The organism is Arthrobacter sp. DNA4 (assembly GCF_024362385.1).
GTDB lineage: Bacteria > Actinomycetota > Actinomycetes > Actinomycetales > Micrococcaceae > Arthrobacter.
Map to the genome: position 1 here is coordinate 4,100,435 of NZ_CP101466.1, position 24,381 is coordinate 4,124,815.

Here is a 24,381-nt window from a genome sequence, read left to right on the forward strand (position 1 = left end):
TGAAGCAGGCTCCGTTTCCTATATCAACCCCTGCGCCAGCATGGCGTCGGCGACCTTGACGAACCCGCCGATGTTGGCGCCGAGCACGTAGTTGCCGGGTTCGCCGTACTCCTCGGCGGTGGCGGCGCAACGGTCGTGGATGCCCACCATGATCTCGGTCAGCCGCTCTTCGGTGTGCTCGAAGGACCACGAATCACGGCTTGCGTTCTGCTGCATTTCCAGGGCCGAAGTTGCCACGCCGCCGGCGTTGGCAGCCTTGCCGGGCCCGAACAGGACGCCCGCCTCCTGGAACACCGCAACAGCGTCACGCGTGGAGGGCATGTTGGCACCTTCGCCGACGGCAACCAGGCCGTTGCGCACCAGGCGGGCGGCAGCAGCGCCGTCGAGCTCGTTCTGCGTGGCGCAGGGAAGTACCACTGTGGCGTCAACGTCCCACACCGAGCCGCCGTCCACGTAGGTAACGCCGCCCCGGCGTTCGGCGTAATCCTTCAGGCGGCCGCGCTGCACTTCCTTCACCTCGCGGAGGAGCGCGACGTCGATGCCTGCCTCGTCCACCACGTAGCCTGACGAGTCGGAGCAGGCCACCACTGCGGCACCGAGGGACTGGGCTTTGGCGATGGCGTTGATGGCCACGTTGCCGGAGCCGGACACCACCACGCGCTGGCCGTCAAAGGACGTGCCGCGTGTTTTGAGCATTTCCTGGGCGAAGATGACGGTGCCGAAGCCGGTGGCCTCCGGCCGGACCAGGGAGCCGCCCCATGAGATGCCCTTGCCGGTGAGCACGCCCGACTCGTAGCGGTTGGTGATGCGTTTGTACTGGCCGAAGAGATAGCCGATCTCGCGGCCGCCCACGCCAATGTCGCCGGTCGGGACGTCCGTGTATTCGCCGATGTGGCGGTAGAGCTCGGTCATGAAGGACTGACAGAACCGCATCACTTCTGCGTCGCTGCGGCCGCGGGGATCAAAGTCGGAGCCGCCCTTGCCGCCGCCGATGGGCATGCCGGTCAGGGCATTCTTGAAGATCTGCTCGAAGCCGAGGAATTTGACGATGCCCAGGTAGACGGACGGGTGGAAGCGCAGTCCGCCCTTGTACGGGCCCAGCGCGGAGTTGAACTCCACCCGGAAGCCGCGGTTGATCTGGACGCGTCCGGAGTCATCGGTCCACGGCACGCGGAAGATGATCTGGCGTTCGGGCTCGCAAAGGCGTTCCAGGATGGCAGCCTCGAGGAATTCCGGGTGCCTGTCGTGGACCGGGCCAAGGCTTTCGAAGACCTCCACCACTGCCTGGTGGAACTCCGCTTCACCAGGATTCCGCATGAGGACGGTGTCCTTGATGGCTTCGAGCCGTGCGTCCATGAACTGTTCCTTACCCCTGAGCCGAAACGAGGGACAGCGCAAAAGCAACGTCGCCCCATAGGTTTACTCTTCAACTTATCGGATTACGACCGGGGATCAGTAGGCGGGCGGGTATGGTTCGGCTAATCTCCGTAATGTGACACAGATATTCCATATTGTGAGAGAGAAGTTGCATCCATCCTGCACAGGGGAGCTGCGCTGATGCCCTTCATTTGCCTTCTCCTCTCCGGGGCCGCGCTGCTGGTCAACGGGCTCGCCACGCTGGGGCGTCTCCCCCGCCGCGACTCCGCCACCTTCAGCCTGCTGCTCGGCGGCACCCAGCTGGTACTCGGCGTCGTCCATCTTTCCACTGGCAGTACCGGCACTGAACACCTCCTGACGGCCGCCGGCATGTTCCTGTTCGGGCTGACGTACGCCTATGCCGGGCTGGATGTTTTGTTGGCCCTGGGTTCGAAGGGCCTGGGCTGGTTCTGCGGCATGGTGGCGTTCTTCGGCCTGCTGGTGGCGGGCGCGTGGATCGGGACGGATCCGCTGCTCGCGGCGCTCTGGGTGGGCTGGTCGGTGCTGTGGGGGCTGTTGTTCGCCTCGGCTGCATTCGGCGCCGCGCGGCTGGACCTGTTCACGGGCTGGGCGCTGGTGCTCGCCAGCCAGGTTACTGCCACTGTTCCCGCGTTCCTGGGCCTGTCCGGCGTGTGGCCCCGCAGCGACTGGGCGGCCTGGCTCGCAGCAGCCTTCCTGGCCGGGCTTTTCGTTGCAGCACGCGTTCTGGCCCGGCGCGGACATTGCGGTCCGCGCCGGGCCAGTAAGGGAGAAGCCGTCAGCGTCAGGTAAGTGCGTGGCCCAGGCTGGCCGCATGGTGGCGGCGCTCGATGGCGGATTCCACCAGCACCCCGGCCAGGAAGACCACGGGCACCGCGGCGAGCAGGGCGATTGCTGTTTCGGCGCTGCCGCCGATGAGGGCCGTGAAATTGCTGACCACCAGGAACAGGACCCAGGCGAGCAGCGCCGTTGCCAGGACGGGGGCGATCCGGGTCTGCCACAGCTGTGCCCCCGCGCGTTCGCGGCGGAAGAAGCTGACCACCGCCACCGAGCACAGCATGTAGAGCACCAGCAGCGCCGCCACGGCCAGGCCGCTGAACCAGGAAAAGAGGGTCAGGACCGGGTCCAGGGCAAGGATCGCGAAGGGAAGCACCAGGACGACGGCGGCTGCGGTCTGGATCCAGGCGGCGACGGCAGGGGCGCGGTGCCGGTTGGTCCGGGCCAGCACGGCGGGCATGGAACCGCGCAGGGCCAGGGAGTGCAGGTAGCGGTTGATGCCGTTGTGGAAGGCGATGATGCCGGCGAGCAATGAGGTGACCAGCAGGATGCCTGCCACCACGCCCGCCCACGGCCCGAACAGCTCCACCAGGGGCCCGAGCACGAAGGACGTGGCATCGCCGGATTCGAGTGCTGCCCCGGCCGCGTCCATGACCTGGGACGGGCCGTAGTAGCTGACCAGCATCCAGGAAATGAAGGAGAAGAAGACGGAAATGACACCCACGGACAGGTAGGTGGCCCGGGCGACAGTCCTGTGCGGGTCCTTGGCCTCGGCCGAATAGATGGCCGTGGACTCGAAGCCGAACATGGAAGCCACGGCGAACATGATGGCTACGCCCGGCGCTCCGGCCCCGATGGCCTCGGGCGAGAAGGACGCGGCCACGCTGATGCCTTCCGGGCCACCGCCGTGGAGCAGGACGGTGAAGCCGAACAGCAGCAGGATGGCCACCTCGAGTCCCACCAGCAGGGCCAGCACGCGGGCACCGAGTTCGATGTTCAGGGAGCCGAGCACCTGGACGCCGGCCATGGTGGCCAGGGCGAGCAGCCACCACGGAACATCCAGTCCGATGGACGCCAGCAGCCCGGAGAACGCCGCACCATAGAGCCCGTACATGGCGGCCTGGACGGTGTTGTAGGCCAGGAGGGCCAGCCAGGCCGCGCCGGCACCGGTCTTCCTGCCGAACGCTGCGGTGACGTAGGCGTAGAAGGCGCCGTTGGCCTGGATTCTGCGGCTCATCGCCACGAATCCCACGGCGAAGATCACGATGACGATGCCCACGATCAGGTAGGCGCCGGGCGCGCCGGCACCGTTGCCGAGCGCTGCGGCAAGCGGTGAGGCGCCCACGATCCCCGTGAGGGGCGCCTGTGCCGACAAGACGAAGAAGAGGATGCCCAGGACGCCGATGCTGCCGGCCCGCAGTGCCGTTGAATGCTCCTTGGCCGGAGCGTCAGTGGTCCGGGGCTCGGAATTCGAAATACTCATTTGATCCTTCTTAACGGTCATGAGTTCGGGAAAATTGCTGTGGAATCCAGCTTGGCAGCGGGGCGCCGAAGCCCTTTGTCCACCAGCGACGAGTTGTTGTTTGTCAGCGCAGTGCAGGATTTTGCGGCACTGGTTCCTGGGCGGCCGGACGGGCGGAGCGGGGGCCGGGCCGCGACGCGGCGGCCAGCGCCGCTTCCATGCCGCTCTCAATGGCGCCGTCGATGAAGCCGCCCCAGCCGTTGGCAATGTCTGACCCGGCAAAAAACACATTGCCGTGCCCGGACTGCATCGCGGCGAGGTGGTTGCCGAGGAAACCCGTCCGGTGCATCGGCCAGGTCTCCCCCGCCAGCGGGTCCGCCACCCAGTCGTGGGTTGCAACGTCCAGCACGTCGACGCCGGGCACCAGCCGGGTCAGCTGATCCTGGACTGCCGCTGCGTCTGACGCGTCAATTTTTGTTGCATCGGGGCCGAAGCCGACGACGATTGTGTCGCCGTCGAGCATGTACTCAGCCTGGAAGAAGTTCAGGGGCCAGTCCGCTTGTCCCAGCGCCACGAAGGGGGCATGTTCTCCCCGCATCCGGATCCACACCTTGACGCCCCTGGACACCTGCCCCGACCGCGCGCCTTCGTCTTTGGCCGGCGGCAGCGGCGGCTGGAAGTCGATGGTTCCCAGGACGGGAAGGGGGACCGTGACAATGGCGGCCCTGGCGCTGATGGTCCGGCCGTCCGCGCTCCGCAGGGTGACACTCCCGCCGTCGTCCGTCATGCCCTCCACGGCGAAACCAAAGTCGACGGCGGCACGGGAGTCCTCAAGGATGGCCTCGGCCAGAGCGGCGGTTCCGCCCTGGATCTTGTACGTGGCGCAGGCTTCGAAGTTGACGGCCCAGTCACCGTTGGTCAAGGCCACCCAACGGAGGGCCTGGGTCAGTGCCGCGTCCTCCAAGGGGCCGTTGAAGTTCAGGGTCCAGAAGGATTCGAGGATGTCCCGGGCGTTGCCGGCGGGAAACTGCTCCCGGATCCGGTCCTGCACCGAGATGTGGTCGATGTCCTTGAAGGCATCCGTAGCCAGCGGCCTGAACGGTTCAGGGAAGTAGGTCCGGGACTCCTTGGTGAATTCGCCGTTGTGGCGGCCTATCAGGTCAAGCAAGGTACCGGGGGCACCTTCCCGGCGGCCGCCGTCGGCCCACCAGAAAGCCCGCTGGGGCTCCGGACTCGCTACGGTTCCGATGCCGTACCGCTTCAACTCCGCCCAAATGTACGGCTGGGTCCAGTGGACCCACGTGCCGCCGATTTCCAGGTCGCGGCCCAGCCGGTGGTCCAGCCAGGTCCGGCCGCCGATGCGGTCCCGCGCTTCGACGATCCGCACCTTCAGGCCCTGACGGGTGAGTTCGCGGGCGGCGGTGAGGCCGGCAAACCCGGCACCCACGATGACAACGTCCAGGTCCTGCTCCATGGCGCTGTTGTGCTGTGCCATCCCGGACCCCTATGAGTAGACGAAGAATTCGACGGTGGGGGCCAGCACGGCCCACCTCGTGCGGGCGCCCTTATTGAAGGAGGCGGCGCCACCGGCGGTGAGGTCATAGGTGCCGCCGCCCTCCACCTCGATCCGGAGGTGGCCTTCGATGATGTGGATGGCCTCGTCGGCTTCCATGACGAGATTGAAGGGTTCGGGGGCTTCTGCGGGATTGACGTGCCAGTAGCCGCAGGCCAGCCCAGGCCTGTCTCCTTCGCCGAAGCGGCGGACCCACTGCACCTGGCCGAGCTCGAAGGGCTCATTCCTGCCGGGGTCAAGGGAAGCGGACGTGGTGAAGGAAGGGGTGGTGGTCATGGGTACTCCAGAGGGGAAGGGGCGGCGGGGAACGGTCTCGCCGCGGGAGATGTGTGGAATGGCGGCGGGCCCTGTGACGGGCATCACCGTGTGGAAAGCAATCTAAGCAATTGCTTAGTTTTAAGTCAAGGGCTGCTTTTTGTCCGGCGGCGGCTGGCTAGAATCGGGCTATGACCGCTTTCCCTGACCGTCCCGCCGCGCCCAGATATGGCAAGGGCCGCGAAGCCCTGCTTCGGGCCGCGGTGGATGTGGTGGCGCAGAAGGGCCTGCGCGGACTCACATACCGTGCGGTGGCGGAGGCGGCGGGCGTCAACAACAGCCTGGTCGCCCACCATTTCGGGACCCGGGACGCCCTGATCGAGGCAGCGCTCCTGTGGTCATCGGAGCAGTCCATCGGCGCGTCACGGCTGCGGGAAGCAGCCGAAAACGGCGGGACTTTCACGGAGGCGCTGCTGGAACTGCTGCTTGAAGATCCGGGGCTGCAGGAGTTCCAGTACGAGATGATCCTCGAGGCCCGGCGCCGCCCGGAGCTGGCGGGGCCGGTAGCCAGGCTGTACGAGAGCTACGTTGGCGCGCTGTCGGAGGGGCTTGAGGCTTTCGGCGTCCAGGGTGACGTCCACGTGGTGGCCCGCTCACTGTTCGCCGCGCTGGATGGACTGGTGCTGCAGTACCTCGCGGGCGTGGGGCGGGAGGAGATCGCTGGCGCCCTGGAGGAAGTGCACCAGGCGGTTCTCCTGCGGCGGGGAGCACAGAGCGGCTAGGACTTCCGGGCAAACGAAAGCGCGGCCAGCTGCCCGGAAGGCAGCCAGCCGCGCTGACAGTGTTTAGCTGAGAACCGCTAGCGGAGCACCACGGTGCGGTTGCCCTGCAGGATGACCCGTCCTTCGCAGTGCCACTTCACCGCGTTGGAGAGGGCCTTGCATTCAGTGTCGCGGCCGTCGGCCACCAGGTCCTCGGGCCCGTACGTGTGGTCCACGTCCACCACCTGCTGGGAGATGATGGGTCCCTCATCCAGCTCCGCGTTGACGTAGTGCGCGGTGGCACCCACAGTCTTGACACCGCGGGCGTAGGCCTGGTGGTAAGGCTTGGCACCCTTGAAGCTGGGCAGGAACGAGTGGTGGATGTTGATGGCCCGGCCGTCGAGCTGGCGGGTCAGGTCATCGCTGAGCACCTGCATGTAGCGGGCCAGCACCACCAGTTCGACGTCGAGCCCGTCCACCAGTTCCATCAGCGCAGCTTCCGCTGAGGGCTTGGTCTCCGCCGTGACCGGGATGTGGTGGAACGGGATGCCGTGCCACTCCACCAGCGCCTGGTGGTCCCGGTGGTTGGACACCACGGCCACCACGTCCACGGGCAATTCGCCGATGCGGGCGCGGAAGAGCAGGTCGTTGAGGCAGTGCCCGAACTTGGACACCATGATCAGCACCTTGCGCTTGGACCCGTGGCGTTCCAGCTGCCAGCGCATGCCGAACTTTTCGGCCACCGGGGCGAACGAAGACCGCAAAACGTCCAGCGTGGACTCATCGCCTTCGGAGACGAAGTGCACGCGCATGAAGAAGTGGCCTTCGGAGCGCTCACCGAACTGCTTGTTGTCGATGATGTCGCAGCCGTGCTCCAGCAGGAACCCGGAGACGGCGTGCACAATGCCAGGCCCCTCGGGGCAGTCCAGGGTCAGGACGTGTTCCACGGTGGTGGGCGCTTTTGATGCGGGGATATGGGTTTCAGTAACAGTCATGGCTCAGCACTCGATCACATTCACGGCGAGGCCTCCTCGGGAGGTTTCCTTGTACTTGGTTTTCATGTCGGCTCCGGTGTCACGCATGGTCTTGATGGCCTTGTCCAGCGAGACCTTGTGGCTGCCGTCCCCGTGCAGGGCCAGCCGGGCCGCGTTGATCGCCTTCACGCTGGCGATCGCGTTCCGCTCGATGCAGGGGATCTGCACCAGGCCGCCCACGGGGTCACAGGTCAGGCCCAGGTTGTGCTCGATGCCCACCTCGGCGGCGTTTTCCACCTGCGCGGGGGTTCCACCGAGCACTTCGCAGAGCCCGGCCGCAGCCATCGAGCAGGCGGAGCCCACCTCGCCTTGGCAGCCCACTTCGGCGCCGGAGATGGAGGCGTTGGTTTTGAACAGGATTCCGACGGCGGCCGCCGCCAGCAGGAAGCGGACCACACCGTCGTCGTCGGCTCCCGGAACAAACTTCACGTAGTAGTGCAGGACGGCAGGCACGATGCCCGCGGCTCCGTTGGTGGGGGCGGTGACGATCCGCCCGCCGGCGGCGTTCTCCTCGTTCACGGCCAGCGCGAAGAGGTTCACCCATTCCATCGCCAGCAGCGGGTCCGCCGGTGCCTGGACGGGCGACGGCGACGCTGCCGCGGCTTCGGCGGTGGCGGCCGAGGCCGTCAGGGTGCGGAACAGGGCGGGCGCCCGGCGGGTGACGTTCAGGCCTCCGGGCAGGATGCCTTCGGCGTTGCAGCCGTTCTCCACGCATTCGCGCATAACGGCCCACAGCCCCAGCAGCTGCTCGCGGAGTTCCGCTTCGCTGCGCCAGGTGAGTTCGTTGGCCAGCATGACGTCGGAGATGGACATGCCTTCGCGGCTGCAGATCTGCAGGAGTTCGTCCGCCGTGGAGAACGGGTAGGGCAGCACGGTGTCATCCGGCACCACTTTGTCCCCGCCCTCGGCGTCGCCGTCCACCACGAAGCCGCCGCCGATCGAGTAGAAGCTCCGCTCGCTCAGGACGGCACCTGTGTGGTCCAGGGCCCGGAAGGTCATGCCGTTGGGGTGCGCGGGAAGGGACTTGCGCCGGTGGAGCACCACGTCCTCTTCCCAGTTGAAGTCCACCCGGTGCGCCCCCGCGATGTGGAGTTCGGCGTCCAGCGCGGCGGCTGCCACCTGGTCGTCGGCGGTGAAGGTATCCACGGTTTCCGGGTCCAGGCCCTTCAGCCCCAGGACCACTGCCTTGTCCGAGCCGTGCCCGCGGCCGGTGGCGCCGAGGGAGCCAAACAGTTCGGTCTGCACCCGGGCGGTGGCGGCCAGCTGGCCGTCGCCCTTCAGCCCGTCGGCGAACAGCTTGGCCGCCCGCATCGGGCCCACCGTGTGTGACGACGAGGGCCCGATGCCGACGGAAAAGAGGTCAAGGACGCTGAGCGCCATCAGGGGACCTCTGGCGAGGCGTACTCCCGCATGGCGTCCAGCAGCCACCGGCCCAGGAACTCGGCGAAGGAAGCGCGGGGGAAGATCCGGAAGGACTCGTCACCGGTCTTCCACAGGATGGCAGGGATGTTCGCGATTTCCGTGGAGAAGGCGGTGCCGGCCTTGAAGACCCGCGGGTGCAGGTCCAGCGAGCAGCCCTTTTCCAGGACGGCGCGCGCCCGGGGGCCCGTCAGTTCGAACGTGGTCCGGTTGGCGGACAGGTCCACCACCTGGCCCGCGTCGCCGCCCAGCGCGTCCCGGAGCGCGGGGATGAGGTCCCCTCCCAGGGATTCGTGCGCCTCGGTAGGTGCAACCACCAGGAACTCGGCGGGGCCGAGCCACAGGACGGACACGTCGCCGCTGCCTGCCACGGCGCCTGAGCCGGCGGGGAGTCCGCCGGTGACACCGGCCAGGCGCTCCGCCGCGGCGGATCCTGCGAGGGCCCGGAGGCCCACCATGGTCAGGAAGGGCACCTCGGCGATTTCAACGGTGCCTGCCAGGGAGCCGGCCGCGAATTCTTCCGCCAGCTGACGCGCCGGGCTGACGCGGGCGGCGAGGTTCTTCTCGGCGTTGGTCTTAGCGGAGGTCGGGGATGCTGCTGTTTCAGCCATCTTTACGGGTCCCTTCAGAGTCAAAAAGCACTGTTTCTGCGACAACCACGTCCACCAGCTGGTCGCCGGCGGCTGCCACCAGCGTTTCGCCGATGCGGTTGCGTCCGTTCTTGATCAGGGCCAGGCCGAACGACCTGCCCAGCGCTGCGCTGTGGTAGCTGGAGGTGACGAACCCTTCCATCGGCACGGGGCCGTAGGCGGGGTTGGTCGAGCGTCCCTTTTCCACCAGCTGGGTGCCTTCGGGCAGCCGCAGCGTGCCGTCCACGGGGAGGACGCTGACCAGGTGCTTGCGGTCCTCACGCTGGGCGTCCGACCGGGTGTAGGAGCGCTTGCCGATGAAGTCCTTGGCCTTGGAGACGATCCATTCCATGCCGGCGTCCTGTGGGGTGACGGTGCCGTCGGTGTCCTGCCCGACGATCGGGTAGCCCTTTTCGGCGCGCAGCACGTGCATGGTTTCCGTGCCGTAGGGGGTGATGTTGAACTCGGCCCCGGCGGCAGCAACGGATTCCCACGTATTCAGCCCGTACCAGGCCGGCACATTGATCTCGTAGGCAAGTTCACCGGAGAACGAGATCCTGCAGATCCGGGCGCGTACGCCGGAGGCGAGGGTGGTTTCACGGAAGGTCATGAACGGGAAGGCTTCCGCGTCCAGGCCGCCGTTGGCAGCCAGTTCGGGTGCCACCTTGGCGATGACCTCACGGGACTTGGGCCCGACGACGGCGATGGTGCTCCACTGTTCCGTCACGGAGGTGCACTGCACGTCCAGTTCCGGCCACTCGGTCTGCAGCCATTCCTCCAGCCAGTCCAGCACCTTGGCGGCACCGCCGGTGGTGGTGGTCATGAAGTAGGTCTCGTCGTCGACGCGGAGGGTCACGCCGTCGTCGAAGATCATTCCGTCCGGGGTGCACATGACGCCGTAGCGTGCCGAACCCGGGGAGAGCTTCTTGAACGCGTTGGTGTACATCCGGTTCAGGAACTCCCCCGCGTCCTTGCCGCGGATTTCGATCTTGCCCAGCGTGGTGGCGTCCATGAAGCCCACGGATTCGCGGACGGCGGCGCATTCGCGCAGCACGGCAGCATCCATGTCCTCCCCGGCCTGCGGGTAGTACCAGGGCCGCTTCCACTGTCCAACGTCCTCGAACAGCGCGCCCTTGGCCACGTGCCAAGGGTGGATCGATGTGACGCGGGCGGGGTCGAACAGTTCCCCGCGCTGGCGTCCGGCCAGTGCCGCGAAGGCCACCGGGGTGAAGGGGGCGCGGTAGGTGGTGGTGCCGATGTCGCCGATGCCGCGGGAGGCTTCGCCGGCGGTGCGCAGGGCCGCGGCGATGACGCCGATGGCGTTGACGCCGGAGGTCTTGCCCTGGTCGTTGGCGGTGCTGATGGAGGTGTACCGCTTGATGTGTTCCACGGAGCGCATGCCGGCTCCGGTGGAGCGGAGGACGTCCGCCACGGACTGGTCGCGCTGGAAGTCCACGAAGTGGTGGTGCCAGTCGTCCGGGGTGCCGTTCTCGCCCGGCACCAGCCACAGCTGGCGGGTGGGGGCGGAGGCCTTCGGGTCGCCGAACACGGAGGGTTCGACGGCGGATTCGAAGCCTGCGGCGATGGCCGCCTTCGCGCCGGCGGAGATGCCCTCCGCGACGCAGTCTTCGGTGGCGAAGGAGCCGCGGCCGTCGCCAATGGTCTGCTGGGCGGGGACCTCGGTGCTGGGCACGAAGGCTGCCAGCTCCTCGTCCCAGCGCAGCTTGCCCTGGCGCTGGGAGTGCAGGTGGACCAGCGGGCTCCAGCCGCCGGACACAGCCAGCAGGTCTGCTGCGATCTGCTCGACGCCGGAGGTGAGCTCGCCGTCGTCGTTGATGCTGCGGACGGTCACGCCGTCCAAGCGGCCGTCGGCGCCGGCGGAGGTGTTGGCCACCGCGCTGCCGATCAGCACCCGGATCCCGGATTCGACGGCGGCAGTCGCCGCTGCGGTCAGGGCCGGACGGGCGTCCACCACGGCGGCGACCTTGACGCCGGCGGCGGCGAGGTCGGCCGCGACGGCGTAGGCGCTGTCATTGGTGGTGCTGATGACCACCCGCTTGCCGGCGGCCACGCCGTAGCGGTTCAGGTAGCTGCGCACGGCGGAGGCGAGCATGATGCCGGGGCGGTCGTTGTTCTCGAACACCAGGGGGCGTTCATGGGCGCCCGGGGCGACGACCACCTGGCTGGCACGGATGTGCCAAATCCGCTGGCGGGAGACACCGGGGGCGGCGGGGCTCGTGAGGTGGTCGGTGCGGTTCTGGACGGCGATGACGTAGTTCGCGTCGTAGGCGCCGAACGCGGTGGTGCGGTTCAGGACCGTGGACTCGGCGCCGGATACCAGCTCGGCTTCGACGTCGGCCACCCATTCCAGGGCGGGCTTTCCTTCGATGGTCTCGGCAAGGCCCCGAGCCGTGGAACCGGAGAGCAGCGAGCCGCCGAGTTCGGGCTGGTCATCGAGCAGCATGACCCTGGCGCCGGTGCGGACAGCCTCGCGGGCTGCGGCGAGCCCGGCGGGGCCGCCGCCGATGACCAGGACGTCGGTGTGGACGTACTTCTTGTCGTACTCGGCGCGGTCGTCCTCCGGGTCCAGCTTGCCCAGGCCGTTGAGCAGGGTGGCCTGGAGTCCGTCCACCAGGGAAACGGTGGTGGCGGGGAGCATGGATTCGGCCACGTGGCCGGGGAAGCGGGCTTCCACGCGGACCAGGGCGTTGGCCTCCTCCACCCCGGCGGACATTATGCCGCGGGGACGGTCCTCGTAGAGGGAGTTGCCGGCGGCGATGCGGCCGTTGGCCAGCAGCGCCGAGGCCAGGGTGTCACCCGGGTGGCCGGTGAACTCCTCGCCGTCCACGGTGAAGCGCCAGGAGATGGTGCGGTCGATGCGGCCGCCGGTAGCCAGGCGGGCGTTCTGGGAAGTCACTTGGTCGCTCCTTCCGGGGCGGTGGTGCTGAGGATGCTCGTGGTGGAGGTGCTGGGTGCGGCACTTCCCGTGGTGGTGCTGTCAGGGCCGGTGCTGGCGGTCCCGGTTTCGGGTGCGCCGTCCGGGGAGCGGTCGGGCCGCTTCGCCCCCATCGGGTAGACAGCCTTGATGTCGTAGCTCACGGTGTCGCGGAGCATGTTGAACCACTGGCGGCAGCCGGTGCTGTGGACCCAGCGCTCGGCGAAGATGCCTTTGGGGTTCTCGCGGTAGAAGAGGTAGCGGGACCACTCCGTGTCGCTCAGCTCGTTGGGGTTCTCGGGGTACGGGACGTGGGCCTGTCCCCCGTAGTGGAATTCGGTTTCGTCCCGCGGGCCGCAGTTGGGGCATGGGATCAGCAGCATGTGCGTTAGTCCTTTTCTGGTGGCGGCGGCTAGTGGGCCACGGCGGCGGCGCCGTGTTCGTCGATGAGGGCGCCGGTTTCGAAGCGTTCCAGCGAGAACGGCGCGTTCAGCTTGTGCGGGGCGCCCGTGGCGATGGTGTGCGCGAAGGTCATGCCTGCGGCGGGGGTGCCCTTGAATCCGCCGGTTCCCCAGCCGCAGTTCACGAACATGTTCTCCACCGGAGTGGTGCCCACGATCGGCGAGGCGTCCAGGGTCGTGTCCACGATGCCGCCCCAGGTCCGGAGCACGTGAGCCCTGGCGAAGATGGGGAAGAGTTCGACGGCGGCCGCCATCTGCTGCTCGATCACGTGGAAGGAGCCGCGCTGGCCGTAGCCGTTGTAGGAGTCCACGCCGGCGCCCATGACCAGTTCGCCCTTGTGCGCCTGGGAGACGTAGACGTGCACGTGGTTGGACATGACCACCGTGGGGTGGACGGGCTCGTGCAGTTCGGAGACCAGGGCCTGCAGCGGGTGGGACTGGATGGGGAGCTGGAAGCCCGCCATTTCAGCCAGGACCGAGCTGTGGCCTGCGGCGCAGAGGCCCACCTTTTCGGTGTTGATGGTGCCGCGGTTGGTCTTGACGCCCACCACGCGGTCGCCGTCCTTGAGGAAGCCGGTCACCTCGCAGTTCTGGATGATGTCCACGCCCATTTCGTCGCACTTGCGGGCGAAGGCCCACGCCACGTGGTCGTGCTTGGCGATGCCGGCGCGGGGCTGGTAGGTGGCGCCCATCACGGGGTAGCGGATGTTGTCGCGGATGTTCAGGATGGGGCAGAGTTCCTTGACCTGCTGCGGGTCAAGCCATTCGGCGTCCACGCCGTTGAGCTTGTTGGCACCCACGCGGCGCATGCTTTCGCGCACGTCGCCCAGGGTGTGGGCCAGGTTCATCACGCCGCGCTGGCTGAAAAGGAAGTCGTACTCGAGTTCCTCGGGCAGGATTTCCCAGAGCTTGAGGGCGTGCTCGTAGATGGCCGCGCTCTCATCCCAGAGGTAGTTGGAGCGGATGATGGTGGTGTTGCGGGCCATGTTGCCACCGGCGAGCCAGCCCTTTTCCAGGACGGCGATGTTGGTCATCCCGTGGTTCTTGGCCAGGAAGTAGGCGGTGGCCAGGCCGTGCCCGCCGCCGCCGACGATCACGGCGTCGTAGGAGGACTTGGGTTCCGGGTTCCGCCAGAGGAAGTCCGGGTGCTCCGGAAGGTGCTGGGTGCTCACTGGGCGGCTCCAATCAGGTCTGCCTCGATGCCGGCCAGGTTGGCGTCGGCGGAAAGGTGCGGGTAGAGGGGGAACTTGCCGGCCAGGGCCGTTACGCGTTCCCGGAGTTCGACGGCGGTGTCCCCGGGGAGGGTGCCCGTGCCGGCGGAGGCAATCAGCGCCGTCGCGATGATGTCCGCAACCTCGGTGAACTCGGCGGCGCCAAAGCCGCGGGCGGCCAGGGCGGGGGTGCCGATCCGGAGGCCGGAGGAGACCATCGGCGGGCGGGGGTCGAAGGGGACGGCGTTGCGGTTGACCGTGATGCCGATCTGGTGGAGCGCGTCCTCACCCTGCTGGCCGTCGAGTTCGGAGTTGCGGAGGTCAACCAGGACCAGGTGGACGTCGGTGCCGCCGTTGACCACGGAAATGCCCGCGGCTGCGACGTCGTCCTTGAGGAGGCGCTCGGCCAGCAGCTTGGCGCCCTGCAGCACCCGCTCCTGGCGTTCCTTGAATTCGGGGGCGGCAGCGAGCTTGAACGCCACGGCCTTTGCTGCCACAACGTGCTCCAGCGGACCACCCTGCTGGCCCGGGAACACCGCGCTGTTGATCTTCTTGGCGTATTCCTCCTTGGCCAGGATGACGCCGCCGCGCGGACCGCCCAGGGTCTTGTGGGTGGTGGTGGTGACCACGTCCGCGTACGGGACGGGGTTGGGGTGCAGGCCGGCGGCGACGAGTCCGGCGAAGTGCGCCATGTCCACCATGAGGTAGGCACCCACGAGGTCGGCGATGCGGCGGAATTCGGCGAAGTCCAGCTGGCGGGAGTAGGCGGACCAGCTTACCACGATCAGCTTGGGCTTGTGCTCCAGGGCCAGGGCTTCCACCTCGGCCATATCGATCCGGAGGTCTTCCTCGCGGACGTGGTAGGGAACCACGTTGTAGAGCTTGCCGGAGAAGTTGATCTTCATGCCGTGCGTGAGGTGTCCGCCGTGCGCCAGGGAGAGCCCCAGGATGGTGTCGCCCGGGTTCAGCAGGGCGAACATGGCGGCGGCATTGGCCTGGGCGCCTGAGTGCGGCTGCACGTTGGCGAACTCGGCGCCGAAGAGTGCCTTCACGCGGTCGATGGCCAGCTGCTCGATGACGTCCACGTGCTCGCAGCCACCGTAGTAGCGCTTGCCCGGGTATCCCTCGGCGTACTTGTTGGTGAGCACCGAGCCCTGGGCCTCCATGACGGAGGTCGGAGCGAAATTCTCCGACGCAATCATTTCCAGGGTGGACTGCTGGCGGTGCAGTTCCTGTGCCACAGCGGCGGCGACGTCGGCGTCGACCGTGGCAAGCGAGGCGTTCAGTACGTCCTGCATTGTTCTCCTTATGAACCCTTGGAAGTTACTGACCTATAACTGATCTGTAACTGATATATTAGAACTGTCGTAATAGTATGTTCCAGATCACTTGGACGTCAATAGCACTCCTGGGAAGGCTCGAAATGAGCGTCACATTAGAGAACCACCTGGCCGGCGACGGGGACCTCTCACTCTCCGAACAGGCCTACCGGCACCTGCGGGACCGGCTCATCATGCTGGACATCCGGCCGGGCGAGGCGATCAACGACGGCAAGCTGGCCGCCGAGCTCGGGATCGGCCGGACGCCGGTCCGGGAAGCCCTCAAGCGGCTGGAAAGTGACCACCTGGTGGTGTCCTATCCCCGGCGCGGAACCTTCGCCACCATCGTCGACATCACTGAACTGGCAGACGTCTCAGAGCTGCGCGAATCCCTGGAACCCTTGGCCGCACGCCGCGCCGCCAAGCTGGCAACGCCCGCGCTGCGGGCGGAAATCCGGGAGACCGCGGCAGCGATTTCCACCATGGGCGATGACGATGATCCCTACGACCTCATGCGGTACGACATCAAGGTCCACCGGCTGATCTACCGGGCCGCAGCCAACGCGCACCTCGAGGACGTCCTGATCCGCTACGACAACCTGGCCACGCGCATCTGGTGCATGGTGCTGGAAAAGGTACCGTCCGTTGCATCCCACATTGCCGAGCACGTTGAACTGCTGGAGGCAGTGGCCGACGGCGACGCGGACCGGGCCGGCAAGCTCGCCCTGGAGCACGTCACCAGTTTCGAGCAGGCCATCCGGAACGTGCTCTAGCCGTCGTGTCCAGGAGCGGCTAGCGCAGCCGGGCCCGCACCTCCTGCGCGAATTCCAGCGTGGTGGCCGAACCGCCCAGGTCCGGTGTGGCGATGCCGCCTGCCAGCGCTGATTCGAAAGCACCGGTAAGGGACTGGGCGGCCGCCGCCTCGCCCAAATGGTCCAGCATCATGGCCGCAGCCCAGAGGGCGCCGACGGGGTTGGCGATGCCCTTGCCGGCGATGTCCGGGGCGGAACCGTGGACGGGCTCGAACATCGACGGGTGCCGGCGCTCGGGGTTCAGGTTTGCACTCGGGGCGATGCCGATGGAACCGGCCACTCCGGCCACGAGGTCGGACAGGATATCTCCGAACAGGTTGGATGCGACGATGGTCCGGACGCTGGTGGGCTTCATGACCAGCCGGGCCGCGAGCGCATCGATGAGCACCTTGTCCACCGTGACGCCGGGGAACTGTTCCACCGTCCGGGCCACCACTTCGTCCCAGAACGGCATGGTGTGGATGATGCCGTTGGATTTGGTGGCCGAGACCAGGATGCCGCCGCGTTTCGTTGCGGCCTCTGCCGCGTAGCGGGCCACCCTGCTGATGCCGGCTTTGGTGAAGACGCTCTCCTGGACGGCGAATTCAGCGTCCGTCCCCGCACCGAAGCGGCCGCCGATCTGCGAGTACTCGCCTTCAACGTTTTCCCGGACCACCACGATGTCCAGGTCCTCGAGGCCCGGCATCGCTCCCTTGACCCCGGGCAGCAGCTTCATGGGGCGAAGGTTGACGTACTGGTCGAACTCCCGGCGGATGGGAATCAGCAGTCCCCACAACGTCACGTCGTCGGGGACGTCGGGGGTGCCCACCGCTCCCAAGTAGATCCCGTCGCCGCTGCCGAGCTGCTCGATGCCGTCAACGGGCATCATCCGGCCGGTTTTGACGTAGAGGTCGCTGTTCCAGTCACGGACACGCCAGTTGACGGCGAAGCCATGCAGCCCGGCCACAGCATCCACGCACCCCATGGCCACCTCGGTGACGTCCACGCCGATGCCATCACCGGGAATCGAATCGATGGTGTAGGTACGGGTCATGGCTGTCCAATCATTCGTTGGTTGCTGCGGTGCGTAAAGCTTAAAGATAGTGGTTGGGTTCCGGGAGGAACCGCACCCGACCATCGGCCTCCCCACTCCGGGGAAGCAACGGGTGCGCCGCCGTCGAACGCCCCGGGCATGTGACGTGGAATACTTCCGTACAAGCGCGCCGGACGTTCCGGCGGGATGTTCTGAAGGGGCAGGTGGCCATGCAGGAATTCGTCAACGAGGACGAAGAGGCCCGGCGGCATGTCCTGGCCGTGCTGGCGGCTGAGCGCAGCCGGGGGCTGCGCCCCGACCCTGATTTCGACCGGCGCCTCGACGGGCACTTTCCCACCCTCCGCAGCCTCTTCCATTCCCTTTACGGTGACCGGACGGACTGGCTGGAGCAGCTCTCCGCGCTGGTGGTGCAGAGCGCGGCTTCCTGGCAGGAACGCCCGCAGGAGCTGAAGGCCCTGGACGCCGAACGGGAGGCGGACCCGGACTGGTTCCAGTCCAACCGGATGCTGGGCGGCGTCTGCTACGTGGACCGCTACGCCGAAAGCCTCGAAGGGGTCCGCGCCCGCATCCCGTACTTCAAGGAACTGGGCCTCACCTACCTGCACCTCATGCCGCTGTTCCTGGCGCCGGAACCACACTCAGATGGCGGGTATGCGGTCTCAAGCTATCGTCAGGTCAACCCACAGCTGGGCACCATGGAGCAACTGCGCTCCCTGGCAGCGGAACTGAGGGACAACGGCATCAGCCTGGTGGTGGACTTCATCTTCAACCACACCTCGGACGAGCACGAGTGGGCCCGGAAGGCAGCCGCCGGGGACCCGGACTACAGCGACTACTACTGGATCTTCCCGGACCGGACGCTGCCGGACGCCTTCGAGGCGGACGTGCGGGAGATCTTCCCCGAGAACCATCCCGGGTCCTTCATCCAGATGGCGGACGGCCGGTGGGTCTGGGCCACGTTCCACACCTACCAATGGGACCTGAACTACTCCAATCCCGAGGTCTTCCGGGCCATGGCGGGCGAAATGCTGTTCCTGGCCAACCAGGGGGTGGACATCCTGCGCATGGACGCGGTGGCGTTCATCTGGAAGCAGTTGGGCACCCCCTGCGAGAACCTGCCGCAGGCGCACACACTGCTCCGGGCGTTCAACGCGGTGTGCCGGCTGGCGGCGCCGGCGCTGCTGTTCAAATCCGAGGCCATCGTGCACCCGGACGAGGTAGCGCTCTATATCGACCGCAGGGAATGCCAGCTTTCCTACAACCCGCTGCAGATGGCACTCATCTGGGAATCTCTGGCCACCAGGGATGTCTCGCTCCTGGCCCAGGCACTGCACCGGCGGCACAACATCCCGGACGGCACGGCGTGGGTGAACTACGTCCGCAGCCATGACGATATCGGCTGGACGTTCGCCGACGAGGACGCCGGCGAACTGGGCATCAACGGCCTTGACCACCGCCGCTTCCTGAACTCCTTCTACGTCAACCGTTTCCCGGGCAGCTTTGCCCGCGGCGTCCCGTTCCAGGACAACCCCAAGACCGGCGACTGCAGGATTTCAGGAACGACGGCGTCCCTGTGCGGCATGGAGGTGGACCCGGCTGAGGCGGTGGAACGGATCCTCCTGGCCCATTCGGTGCCGTTCAGCACCGGCGGCGTCCCGCTGCTGTACCTGGGCGACGAGGTGGGGCAGGTCAACGACTATGGGTACGCGTCCGAGCCCGGCCACGAGGAGGACAGCCGCTGGGTGCACCGGCCGCATTTCCCCGCGGAGCAGTACGCCCGCCGCCTGGACCCGGCCACGCCGGAAGGAGCCGTGTACGCCGGGCTGAAGCGGATGATTGAGGTCCGGACCAGCACCCCCGAACTGGCGGGGACCACGCTGATTGATTTCGGCACCAACAACCGCGCAGTGCTCGGCTACCAGCGGCCGGGCTCGACGGAGGACGGTCCCACCATCCTGGCCCTGGCAAACTTCAGCGACTCCGCCCAGACCCTCCCGGCGGAAACGTTCGGCGGATTCTCCCCTGCCGCCGTCGACCTTCTCTCCGAAGCAGCAATGCAGCTGGACGACGGCGTCACCCTCCTCCCCCGGCAATACCTCTGGCTGCGCGTCACGCCGCAGTAACCGGGGGCCTGAGATTGGGACCTGGCACCGGGGCGTGAAACCATACGGATCATGGCCTCCAAGATTGCGTACCAGGGTGAGCCCGGCGCCAACTCCAATATCGCGTGTCAGCAGATGTTCCCGGACATGGAAAGCGTGCCGTGCGCCAGTTTCGAGGATGCCTTTGAGCTGGTGACCAGCGGCGAGGCGGAGCTGGCCATGATCCCCATCGAGAACTCGATCGCCGGCCGGGTGGCGGACATCCACATCCTGCTGCCGCAGTCCAACCTGCAGATCGTGGGCGAGTACTTCCTGCCCATCCATTTCGACCTGCTGGGCATCCCGGGCAGCACCATTGAAGGCGCCACGGAGGTCCACAGCCACATCCACGCGCTGGGCCAGTGCCGGAAGCTGATCCGCGAGCACGGCCTCAAGCCCGTCATCGCCGGCGACACCGCAGGCTCGGCCAGGGAGGTGGCGGAATGGAACGATCCCCGCAAGCTCTCCCTCGCTCCCCCGCTGGCCGCCGACATCTACGGCCTGAAGGTCCTGGCCTCCCGGGTGGAGGACGACCCCTCCAACACCACCCGCTTCGTGGTCCTGGCGCGCGAAAAGGCACTGCCGGCCCGGGACGAACTTCCCGGACCGGCAGTCACCAGCTTTGTGTTCCGCGTGCGCAACGTCCCGTCCGCCCTGTACAAGGCACTGGGCGGCTTCGCCACCAACGGCGTGAACATGACCCGGCTGGAAAGCTACATGGTGGGCAACGAGTTTGCCGCCACCATGTTCATGGCTGACGTCGAAGGCCACCCCGAGGACCTGCCGCTGAAGCTGGCCCTCGAGGAACTGGACTTCTTCACCACCGAGGTGCGGATCCTCGGCGTGTACGCCGCGGCCGACTACCGGCTCGCCGCCGCCACGGCCTGACGCGGTGCCGCGGGGGCGGCCTGACGCGGTGCCGCGGGGGCGGCCTTCAGCAGCGGCGTGAAGAACGCGCCCAGCTCCGCGGTTGCCGTCAGCGGCAGGACATTGGCCACGTACTGGTCCGGGCGGACCACCACCACCACGCCGCTGCGGTCCAGGCCGCGGAGGTCGAAAATGTCCGCCTTGGGATCCGTCGCGTACACCTTCTCGTAGTCGGTCAGCTTGAACGGGCCCACCAGCGGCTTGAAGACGGCGGGAACCGCATTGATGTCGACGGCGGTGTGCGGCTGCTGGTAGATGACCTTCAGGTCGAACCACGCGTCCGGGTCGGCGCCGGCAGGGGTGGCGGCCAGCGGGGACTCCGGCGAGTTCGCGAACCACTCGGCGAGCATGTCCGTTGCCGAGTTGGTGCCCGGCAGGGCGGAGTCGGCGAAGACGTAGATCCGCCAGCGGCCGTCGGCGGTGGCGTGGTGGCCAAGATGGAGGGGGTTGGTGTCCCCCACCCGGACCACGGGTGCGGACTTGAAGCGCTTGCCCACCGGGAACCCGGTGGCCAGGTCCTGGTGGTCGGTGCTGCCAACGATCAGGGACGGCGTGTACTGCGTCATGAAGCCGGCAGGGAATTCGGCGGTCTGCACGTAGAAGTCTTCAAGGTCGGAGGGGTGTTCGAACTCCTCCGGCTTCTTGGCCATCATGGTGGACCATTCCTTGTCGAAGTCGATCAGGTTCTTCGCCACTACCTGGCGCTCCTCGGAGTAGGTGCTCAGCAGGCTCTCCGGGCTGCGGCCCTCCAGGACATGCCCCAGCTTCCAGGCGATGTTGAACCCGTCCTGCATGGAGACGTTCATGCCCTGGCCGTCCTTGGCGCTGTGGGTGTGGCAGGCGTCCCCGGTGATGAACACCCGCGGGGTGCGGGTGCCGCGCTCGGCCGGCAGGACGTCGTCGAACCTGTCCGTGAGCCGGTGGCCCACCTCGTAGACGCTGTGCCACGCGACGTTCCGGACGTCCAGCGTGTAGGGGTGCAGGATCGCGTTGGCCTTGGCGATGATCTCCTCGATGGTGGTGTTGCGGACCGAGTGCTGGCTGTTCGGGTCCACTTCGCCCAGGTCCACGTACATACGGAACAGGTGGCCGCCTTCGCGCGGGATCAGCAGGATGCTGCCCTCGGCGCCCTGGATGGCGCACTTGGTCCGGATGTCCGGGAAGTCGGTGACGGCCAGCGTGTCCATGACGCCCCAGGCGTGGTTCGCCTGGTCGCCGGCAAGGGTGCAGCCGATGGCCTGGCGCACCTTGCTGCGCGCGCCATCCGCGCCCACCACATACTTGGCGCGGACAATCCGCTCCTGGCCTTCGTTGGGTCCGGCGGTGTGGCGGAGGGTCACCGTGACGGGGTAGTCGCCCTCACCGGTTACCGTCAGGCCCTCGAAGTCGTAGCCGTAGTCAGGCTTGAGGCGGGTGGGCGAGTTCGCGGCAAATTCCGCGAAATAATCCAGCACGCGGGCCTGGTTGACGATCAGGTGCGGGAACTCGCTGATGCCCATCTCGTCATCCACGGCCCGGGCAGTCCGGATGATGTTCGCGTGGTTGGCCGGATCCGGCTTCCAGAATGCCATTTCGGTGATGCGGTACGCCTCGGCGATGATCCGCTCCGCGAAACCGAAAGCCTGGAACGTCTCCACGCTGCGCGCCTGGATGCCGTCGGCCTGCCCGATGGCGAGCCTGCCGGGGCGGCGTTCGATGATGCGGGTGGTCACGTTGGGGAACATGGACAGCTGGGCCGCGGCGAGCATGCCGGCAGGCCCGGTGCCCACGATGAGGACGTCCACTTCGTCGGGAAGTTCCTCGGGGCGGTTAAGGCCGACGCCTGCGGCCGGCTGGACACGCGGGTCACCGGATACGTATCCGTGGTGGTGGAACTGCACGGGCTTTCCTCACTTCGTTGTGGATGACTATCGGGGCTAAAGCGTGTTCTATATCAGAACACACGATTCGATAATCGAAACTGTAAATCTGGCTTCCACTGTACGCCCGATGTGATCCGGGCGACAAGTGCCCTCGGCCCGCTCGCCAAAAGCCCGGAAAACCAGGGGTTGACGGACCGCGCCGGATGGGTGATAGTGATCGTATACGATTTCGTACCTGATGAGGAGAAGGCTTTGGAGCAGGTCAACGGCGACACCCTGGCGGCAGCACGCAAGGTGATCGCAGTGCACATCAACTACCCCAGTCGGGCCGCCCAGCGGGGCCGCACCCCGGCGCAGCCGTCCTACTTCCTCAAGCCTTCCAGCTCGCTGGCACTGGGCGGAAGCCCCGTTGAGCGGCCCGCCGGCTGCGAACTGCTCGGTTACGAGGGTGAGATCGCCCTGGTGATCGGCAAGGCCGCCCGCCGTGTTTCGATTGAGGACGCCTGGAACCACGTCGCGGCCGTCACCGCCAGCAACGACCTCGGCGTGTACGACCTCCGCTACGCGGACAAGGGCTCCAACCTCCGGTCCAAGGGCGGCGACGGGTTCACCCCCGTGGGCCCGGCACTGATCCCGGCAGACGCCGTCGACCCCGCCAAGCTGCGCATCCGCACCTGGCACAACGGGGACCTGGTCCAGGACGACACCACCGGGGACCTGCTCTTCCCGTTCGCCCGGCTCGTCGCGGACCTGTCCCAGCTGCTCACGCTCGAGGAAGGTGACATCATCCTTACCGGCACCCCGGCCGGCGCCTCGGTCGCCAAGCCGGGCGACGTGCTGGAAGTGGAAGTGGGGACGATCGACGGCGGCCTGTCCACCGGCCGGCTGGTCACCACCGTTGAGGAAGGCACGACGGCGTTCGCGGACTTTGGTGCCCGGCCCAAGGTCGATGACCTGCAGCGGGAGGAAGCCTACGGTTCCCGTGAAGCCGCGGGGCTTGCCGCCGTCGGGCCTGTCCTGACCCCGGAGCTGAAAGCCAAGCTGGAGTCCGTCGCCACCGCCACCCTGTCCTCCCAGATGCGCAAGCGGGGCCTTAACAACGTCAGCATCGACGGACTGCAGGCCACCCGCCCGGACCGCCGCGTGGTGGGCCTGGCCCGCACTCTCCGCTACGTCCCCAACCGCGAGGACTTGTTCAAGACCCACGGCGGCGGCTTCAACGCCCAGAAGAAGGCCATCGACTCCGTGAACGAAGGCGAAATCCTGGTCATGGAAGCCCGCGGTGAAAAGGGAACCGGCACTGTGGGCGACATCCTGGCCCTCCGTGCCCAGGTCCGCGGTGCCGCGGCCATCATCACCGACGGCGGCGTCCGCGACTACTCCGCCGTGGCGGACCTGGAGATGCCCACCTACTTCGCCAATCCGCATCCGGCCGTGCTGGGCCGCCGCCACATCCCGTGGGACACGGACATCACCATCGCGTGCGGCGGAGCCACCGTCCAGCCCGGCGACATCATCGTGGCCGATTCCGACGGCATCCTGGTGATCCCCCCGGCCATCGCCGACGAACTGGTGGAGGACTGCATCCAGCAGGAGAAGGAAGAAACCTTCATCTTCGAGATGGTCAAGCAGGGCAACAGCGTGGACGGCCTCTACCCCATGAACTCCGAATGGCAGGCAAAGTACAACGAATGGGCAGGCACCAATGAGTGAGGCCACCATGGTTGCCGGCAGCAAGTCCGAGCAGGCCTACCAAGCCGTCAAGGCCCGGATCGTGGAAGGCACCTACACCCCCGGCTACCGGCTGGTCCTGGGCTCCATCGCCAAGGACCTGGGGTTCAGCGTGGTCCCCGTCCGCGAAGCCATCCGCCGGCTGGAAGCCGAAGGCCTGGTGACGTTCGAACGCAACGTGGGCGCCACCGTGGCCGGCATTGATCCCACCGAATACCTCTACACCATGCAGACCCTCAGCATCGTGGAAGGCGCCGCCACAGCGCTGTCCGCCCCGCTGATCGATCCCGCAGCCGTGGCCAGGGCCCGCGCCGTGAACGAAGAGATGCGCGCGTGCCTGGACCACTTCGACCCCGTGCGGTTCACGCAGCTCAACCAGGACTTCCACAGCGTCCTGTTCGAGCACTGCCCCAACCCCCACATCCTGGACCTGGTGCACCGCGGCTGGAACCGGCTCGCAGCCATCCGGTCCTCCACGTTCCGCTTCGTCCCGGGCCGCGCCCGCGAGTCCGTGGATGAACACGAAAACCTGCTGAAGCTCATCGAAACGGGAGCCGACGCAGAGCAGATCGAAAAAGCCGCCAGGCTCCACCGCTCGGCAACCCTTGACGCATATCTCGCCCAAGCAAAGCACCAGTAAGGAC

20 protein-coding genes are annotated in these 24,381 nt (G+C 67.1%); 7 read left to right on the top strand and 13 right to left on the bottom strand.

All coding sequences use genetic code 11. The features are described from left to right. Nucleotides 1-18: 18 nt before the first annotated feature. Nucleotides 19-1,356, bottom strand: a complete 1,338-nt coding sequence (gene gdhA / locus NMQ03_RS19020; protein ID WP_255173497.1) for an NADP-specific glutamate dehydrogenase — start codon at nucleotides 1,354-1,356, stop codon at nucleotides 19-21. Nucleotides 1,357-1,557: 201 nt separating this feature from the next. Here gdhA and NMQ03_RS19025 point away from each other — a divergent pair, with 201 nt between their 5' ends. Further along, complete coding sequence (locus tag NMQ03_RS19025) at nucleotides 1,558-2,187, top strand: AmiS/UreI family transporter (protein ID WP_255173498.1); 630 nt, start codon at nucleotides 1,558-1,560, stop codon at nucleotides 2,185-2,187. On the opposite strand, the gene NMQ03_RS19030 is transcribed toward NMQ03_RS19025, so the two are convergent. The 3 genes from NMQ03_RS19030 to NMQ03_RS19040 all read right to left on the bottom strand — a co-directional run bounded on the left by NMQ03_RS19030 (nucleotide 2,180) and on the right by NMQ03_RS19040 (nucleotide 5,483). Then, on the bottom strand, nucleotides 2,180-3,655 hold the full coding sequence (locus NMQ03_RS19030; RefSeq protein ID WP_255173499.1) for an APC family permease: 1,476 nt from the start codon (nucleotides 3,653-3,655) through the stop codon (nucleotides 2,180-2,182). The two genes, NMQ03_RS19025 and NMQ03_RS19030, sit on opposite strands and share 8 nt — an antisense overlap. Nucleotides 3,656-3,758: 103 nt before the next feature. Next, entirely contained in the window at nucleotides 3,759-5,129 is a 1,371-nt protein-coding gene (locus tag NMQ03_RS19035; protein WP_255173500.1) for an NAD(P)/FAD-dependent oxidoreductase, read from the bottom strand. Between the two features lie 9 nt (nucleotides 5,130-5,138). Beyond that, a complete protein-coding gene (locus NMQ03_RS19040; protein ID WP_255173501.1) occupies nucleotides 5,139-5,483 on the bottom strand; it encodes a cupin domain-containing protein in 345 nt (114 codons plus the stop codon). A gap of 170 nt (nucleotides 5,484-5,653) precedes the next feature. On the opposite strand from NMQ03_RS19040, the gene NMQ03_RS19045 reads away from it, so the two are divergent. Continuing rightward, nucleotides 5,654-6,244: a TetR/AcrR family transcriptional regulator gene (locus NMQ03_RS19045; RefSeq protein WP_255173502.1), complete on the top strand. Its 591-nt coding sequence runs from the start codon at nucleotides 5,654-5,656 to the stop codon at nucleotides 6,242-6,244. Nucleotides 6,245-6,321: 77 nt separating this feature from the next. Here NMQ03_RS19045 and purU read toward each other — a convergent pair whose 3' ends face one another. The 7 genes from purU to glyA are packed head-to-tail and all read right to left on the bottom strand — an operon-like array spanning nucleotide 6,322 to nucleotide 15,210. Then, nucleotides 6,322-7,218 (bottom strand): formyltetrahydrofolate deformylase, encoded by an 897-nt coding sequence (gene purU / locus NMQ03_RS19050; RefSeq protein ID WP_255173503.1) that lies wholly within the window; start codon nucleotides 7,216-7,218, stop codon nucleotides 6,322-6,324. Between the two features lie 3 nt (nucleotides 7,219-7,221). Beyond that, a complete protein-coding gene (locus NMQ03_RS19055; protein WP_255173504.1) occupies nucleotides 7,222-8,637 on the bottom strand; it encodes an L-serine ammonia-lyase in 1,416 nt (471 codons plus the stop codon). Next, nucleotides 8,637-9,287 (bottom strand): sarcosine oxidase subunit gamma, encoded by a 651-nt coding sequence (locus tag NMQ03_RS19060; protein WP_255173505.1) that lies wholly within the window; start codon nucleotides 9,285-9,287, stop codon nucleotides 8,637-8,639. The genes NMQ03_RS19055 and NMQ03_RS19060 overlap by 1 nt, the downstream gene beginning before the upstream one ends. Further along, entirely contained in the window at nucleotides 9,280-12,222 is a 2,943-nt protein-coding gene (locus tag NMQ03_RS19065; protein ID WP_255173506.1) for a 2Fe-2S iron-sulfur cluster-binding protein, read from the bottom strand. Before NMQ03_RS19065 ends, NMQ03_RS19060 begins: the two co-directional genes overlap by 8 nt. Further along, nucleotides 12,219-12,623, bottom strand: a complete 405-nt coding sequence (locus NMQ03_RS19070; RefSeq protein ID WP_142070553.1) for a sarcosine oxidase subunit delta — start codon at nucleotides 12,621-12,623, stop codon at nucleotides 12,219-12,221. Before NMQ03_RS19070 ends, NMQ03_RS19065 begins: the two co-directional genes overlap by 4 nt. A 29-nt stretch (nucleotides 12,624-12,652) precedes the next feature. Then, complete coding sequence (locus NMQ03_RS19075) at nucleotides 12,653-13,873, bottom strand: sarcosine oxidase subunit beta family protein (protein ID WP_255173507.1); 1,221 nt, start codon at nucleotides 13,871-13,873, stop codon at nucleotides 12,653-12,655. Next, nucleotides 13,870-15,210, bottom strand: coding sequence for a serine hydroxymethyltransferase (gene glyA, locus NMQ03_RS19080; RefSeq protein WP_255173508.1), 1,341 nt, complete (start codon nucleotides 15,208-15,210; stop codon nucleotides 13,870-13,872). Before glyA ends, NMQ03_RS19075 begins: the two co-directional genes overlap by 4 nt. A 125-nt stretch (nucleotides 15,211-15,335) precedes the next feature. On the opposite strand from glyA, the gene NMQ03_RS19085 reads away from it, so the two are divergent. After that, nucleotides 15,336-16,004 carry a GntR family transcriptional regulator gene (locus NMQ03_RS19085; RefSeq protein ID WP_159630237.1) on the top strand — a complete coding sequence of 223 codons (669 nt, stop codon included), beginning with the start codon at nucleotides 15,336-15,338 and terminating at the stop codon, nucleotides 16,002-16,004. A gap of 19 nt (nucleotides 16,005-16,023) precedes the next feature. On the opposite strand, the gene NMQ03_RS19090 is transcribed toward NMQ03_RS19085, so the two are convergent. Beyond that, a complete protein-coding gene (locus NMQ03_RS19090; RefSeq protein WP_255173509.1) occupies nucleotides 16,024-17,076 on the bottom strand; it encodes a tartrate dehydrogenase in 1,053 nt (350 codons plus the stop codon). 209 nt (nucleotides 17,077-17,285) lie between these two features. Here NMQ03_RS19090 and NMQ03_RS19095 point away from each other — a divergent pair, with 209 nt between their 5' ends. Together NMQ03_RS19095 and NMQ03_RS19100 are read left to right on the top strand one after the other, a co-directional pair. Further along, nucleotides 17,286-19,199 (top strand): amylosucrase, encoded by a 1,914-nt coding sequence (locus NMQ03_RS19095; RefSeq protein WP_255173510.1) that lies wholly within the window; start codon nucleotides 17,286-17,288, stop codon nucleotides 19,197-19,199. A gap of 51 nt (nucleotides 19,200-19,250) precedes the next feature. Next, nucleotides 19,251-20,105: a prephenate dehydratase gene (locus NMQ03_RS19100; protein WP_255173511.1), complete on the top strand. Its 855-nt coding sequence runs from the start codon at nucleotides 19,251-19,253 to the stop codon at nucleotides 20,103-20,105. Here the strand turns inward: NMQ03_RS19100 and NMQ03_RS19105 are convergent. Continuing rightward, nucleotides 20,078-22,024 (bottom strand): FAD-binding monooxygenase, encoded by a 1,947-nt coding sequence (locus NMQ03_RS19105; protein WP_255173512.1) that lies wholly within the window; start codon nucleotides 22,022-22,024, stop codon nucleotides 20,078-20,080. The two genes, NMQ03_RS19100 and NMQ03_RS19105, sit on opposite strands and share 28 nt — an antisense overlap. 234 nt (nucleotides 22,025-22,258) lie before the next feature. Here NMQ03_RS19105 and NMQ03_RS19110 point away from each other — a divergent pair, with 234 nt between their 5' ends. Further along, nucleotides 22,259-23,719 (top strand): fumarylacetoacetate hydrolase family protein, encoded by a 1,461-nt coding sequence (locus NMQ03_RS19110; RefSeq protein WP_255175672.1) that lies wholly within the window; start codon nucleotides 22,259-22,261, stop codon nucleotides 23,717-23,719. Then, a complete protein-coding gene (locus NMQ03_RS19115) occupies nucleotides 23,712-24,377 on the top strand; it encodes a GntR family transcriptional regulator (protein WP_255173513.1) in 666 nt (221 codons plus the stop codon). Before NMQ03_RS19110 ends, NMQ03_RS19115 begins: the two co-directional genes overlap by 8 nt. Nucleotides 24,378-24,381 lie beyond the last annotated feature (4 nt).

What these genes read in the sequence shown, in the direction of transcription:
- NMQ03_RS19085 (WP_159630237.1), top strand. Translation starts at nt 15,336, where the DNA reads ATGAGCGTCACATTAGAGAACCACCTGGCCGGCGACGGGGACCTCTCA.
- gdhA (WP_255173497.1), bottom strand. Translation starts at nt 1,356, where the DNA reads ATGGACGCACGGCTCGAAGCCATCAAGGACACCGTCCTCATGCGGAAT.
- NMQ03_RS19030 (WP_255173499.1), bottom strand. Translation starts at nt 3,655, where the DNA reads ATGAGTATTTCGAATTCCGAGCCCCGGACCACTGACGCTCCGGCCAAG.
- NMQ03_RS19055 (WP_255173504.1), bottom strand. Translation starts at nt 8,637, where the DNA reads ATGGCGCTCAGCGTCCTTGACCTCTTTTCCGTCGGCATCGGGCCCTCG.
- glyA (WP_255173508.1), bottom strand. Translation starts at nt 15,210, where the DNA reads ATGCAGGACGTACTGAACGCCTCGCTTGCCACGGTCGACGCCGACGTC.
- NMQ03_RS19025 (WP_255173498.1), top strand. Translation starts at nt 1,558, where the DNA reads ATGCCCTTCATTTGCCTTCTCCTCTCCGGGGCCGCGCTGCTGGTCAAC.
- NMQ03_RS19095 (WP_255173510.1), top strand. Translation starts at nt 17,286, where the DNA reads ATGCAGGAATTCGTCAACGAGGACGAAGAGGCCCGGCGGCATGTCCTG.
- NMQ03_RS19100 (WP_255173511.1), top strand. Translation starts at nt 19,251, where the DNA reads ATGGCCTCCAAGATTGCGTACCAGGGTGAGCCCGGCGCCAACTCCAAT.
- NMQ03_RS19090 (WP_255173509.1), bottom strand. Translation starts at nt 17,076, where the DNA reads ATGACCCGTACCTACACCATCGATTCGATTCCCGGTGATGGCATCGGC.
- NMQ03_RS19060 (WP_255173505.1), bottom strand. Translation starts at nt 9,287, where the DNA reads ATGGCTGAAACAGCAGCATCCCCGACCTCCGCTAAGACCAACGCCGAG.
- NMQ03_RS19115 (WP_255173513.1), top strand. Translation starts at nt 23,712, where the DNA reads ATGAGTGAGGCCACCATGGTTGCCGGCAGCAAGTCCGAGCAGGCCTAC.
- NMQ03_RS19070 (WP_142070553.1), bottom strand. Translation starts at nt 12,623, where the DNA reads ATGCTGCTGATCCCATGCCCCAACTGCGGCCCGCGGGACGAAACCGAA.
- NMQ03_RS19040 (WP_255173501.1), bottom strand. Translation starts at nt 5,483, where the DNA reads ATGACCACCACCCCTTCCTTCACCACGTCCGCTTCCCTTGACCCCGGC.
- NMQ03_RS19045 (WP_255173502.1), top strand. Translation starts at nt 5,654, where the DNA reads ATGACCGCTTTCCCTGACCGTCCCGCCGCGCCCAGATATGGCAAGGGC.
- NMQ03_RS19035 (WP_255173500.1), bottom strand. Translation starts at nt 5,129, where the DNA reads ATGGCACAGCACAACAGCGCCATGGAGCAGGACCTGGACGTTGTCATC.
- purU (WP_255173503.1), bottom strand. Translation starts at nt 7,218, where the DNA reads ATGACTGTTACTGAAACCCATATCCCCGCATCAAAAGCGCCCACCACC.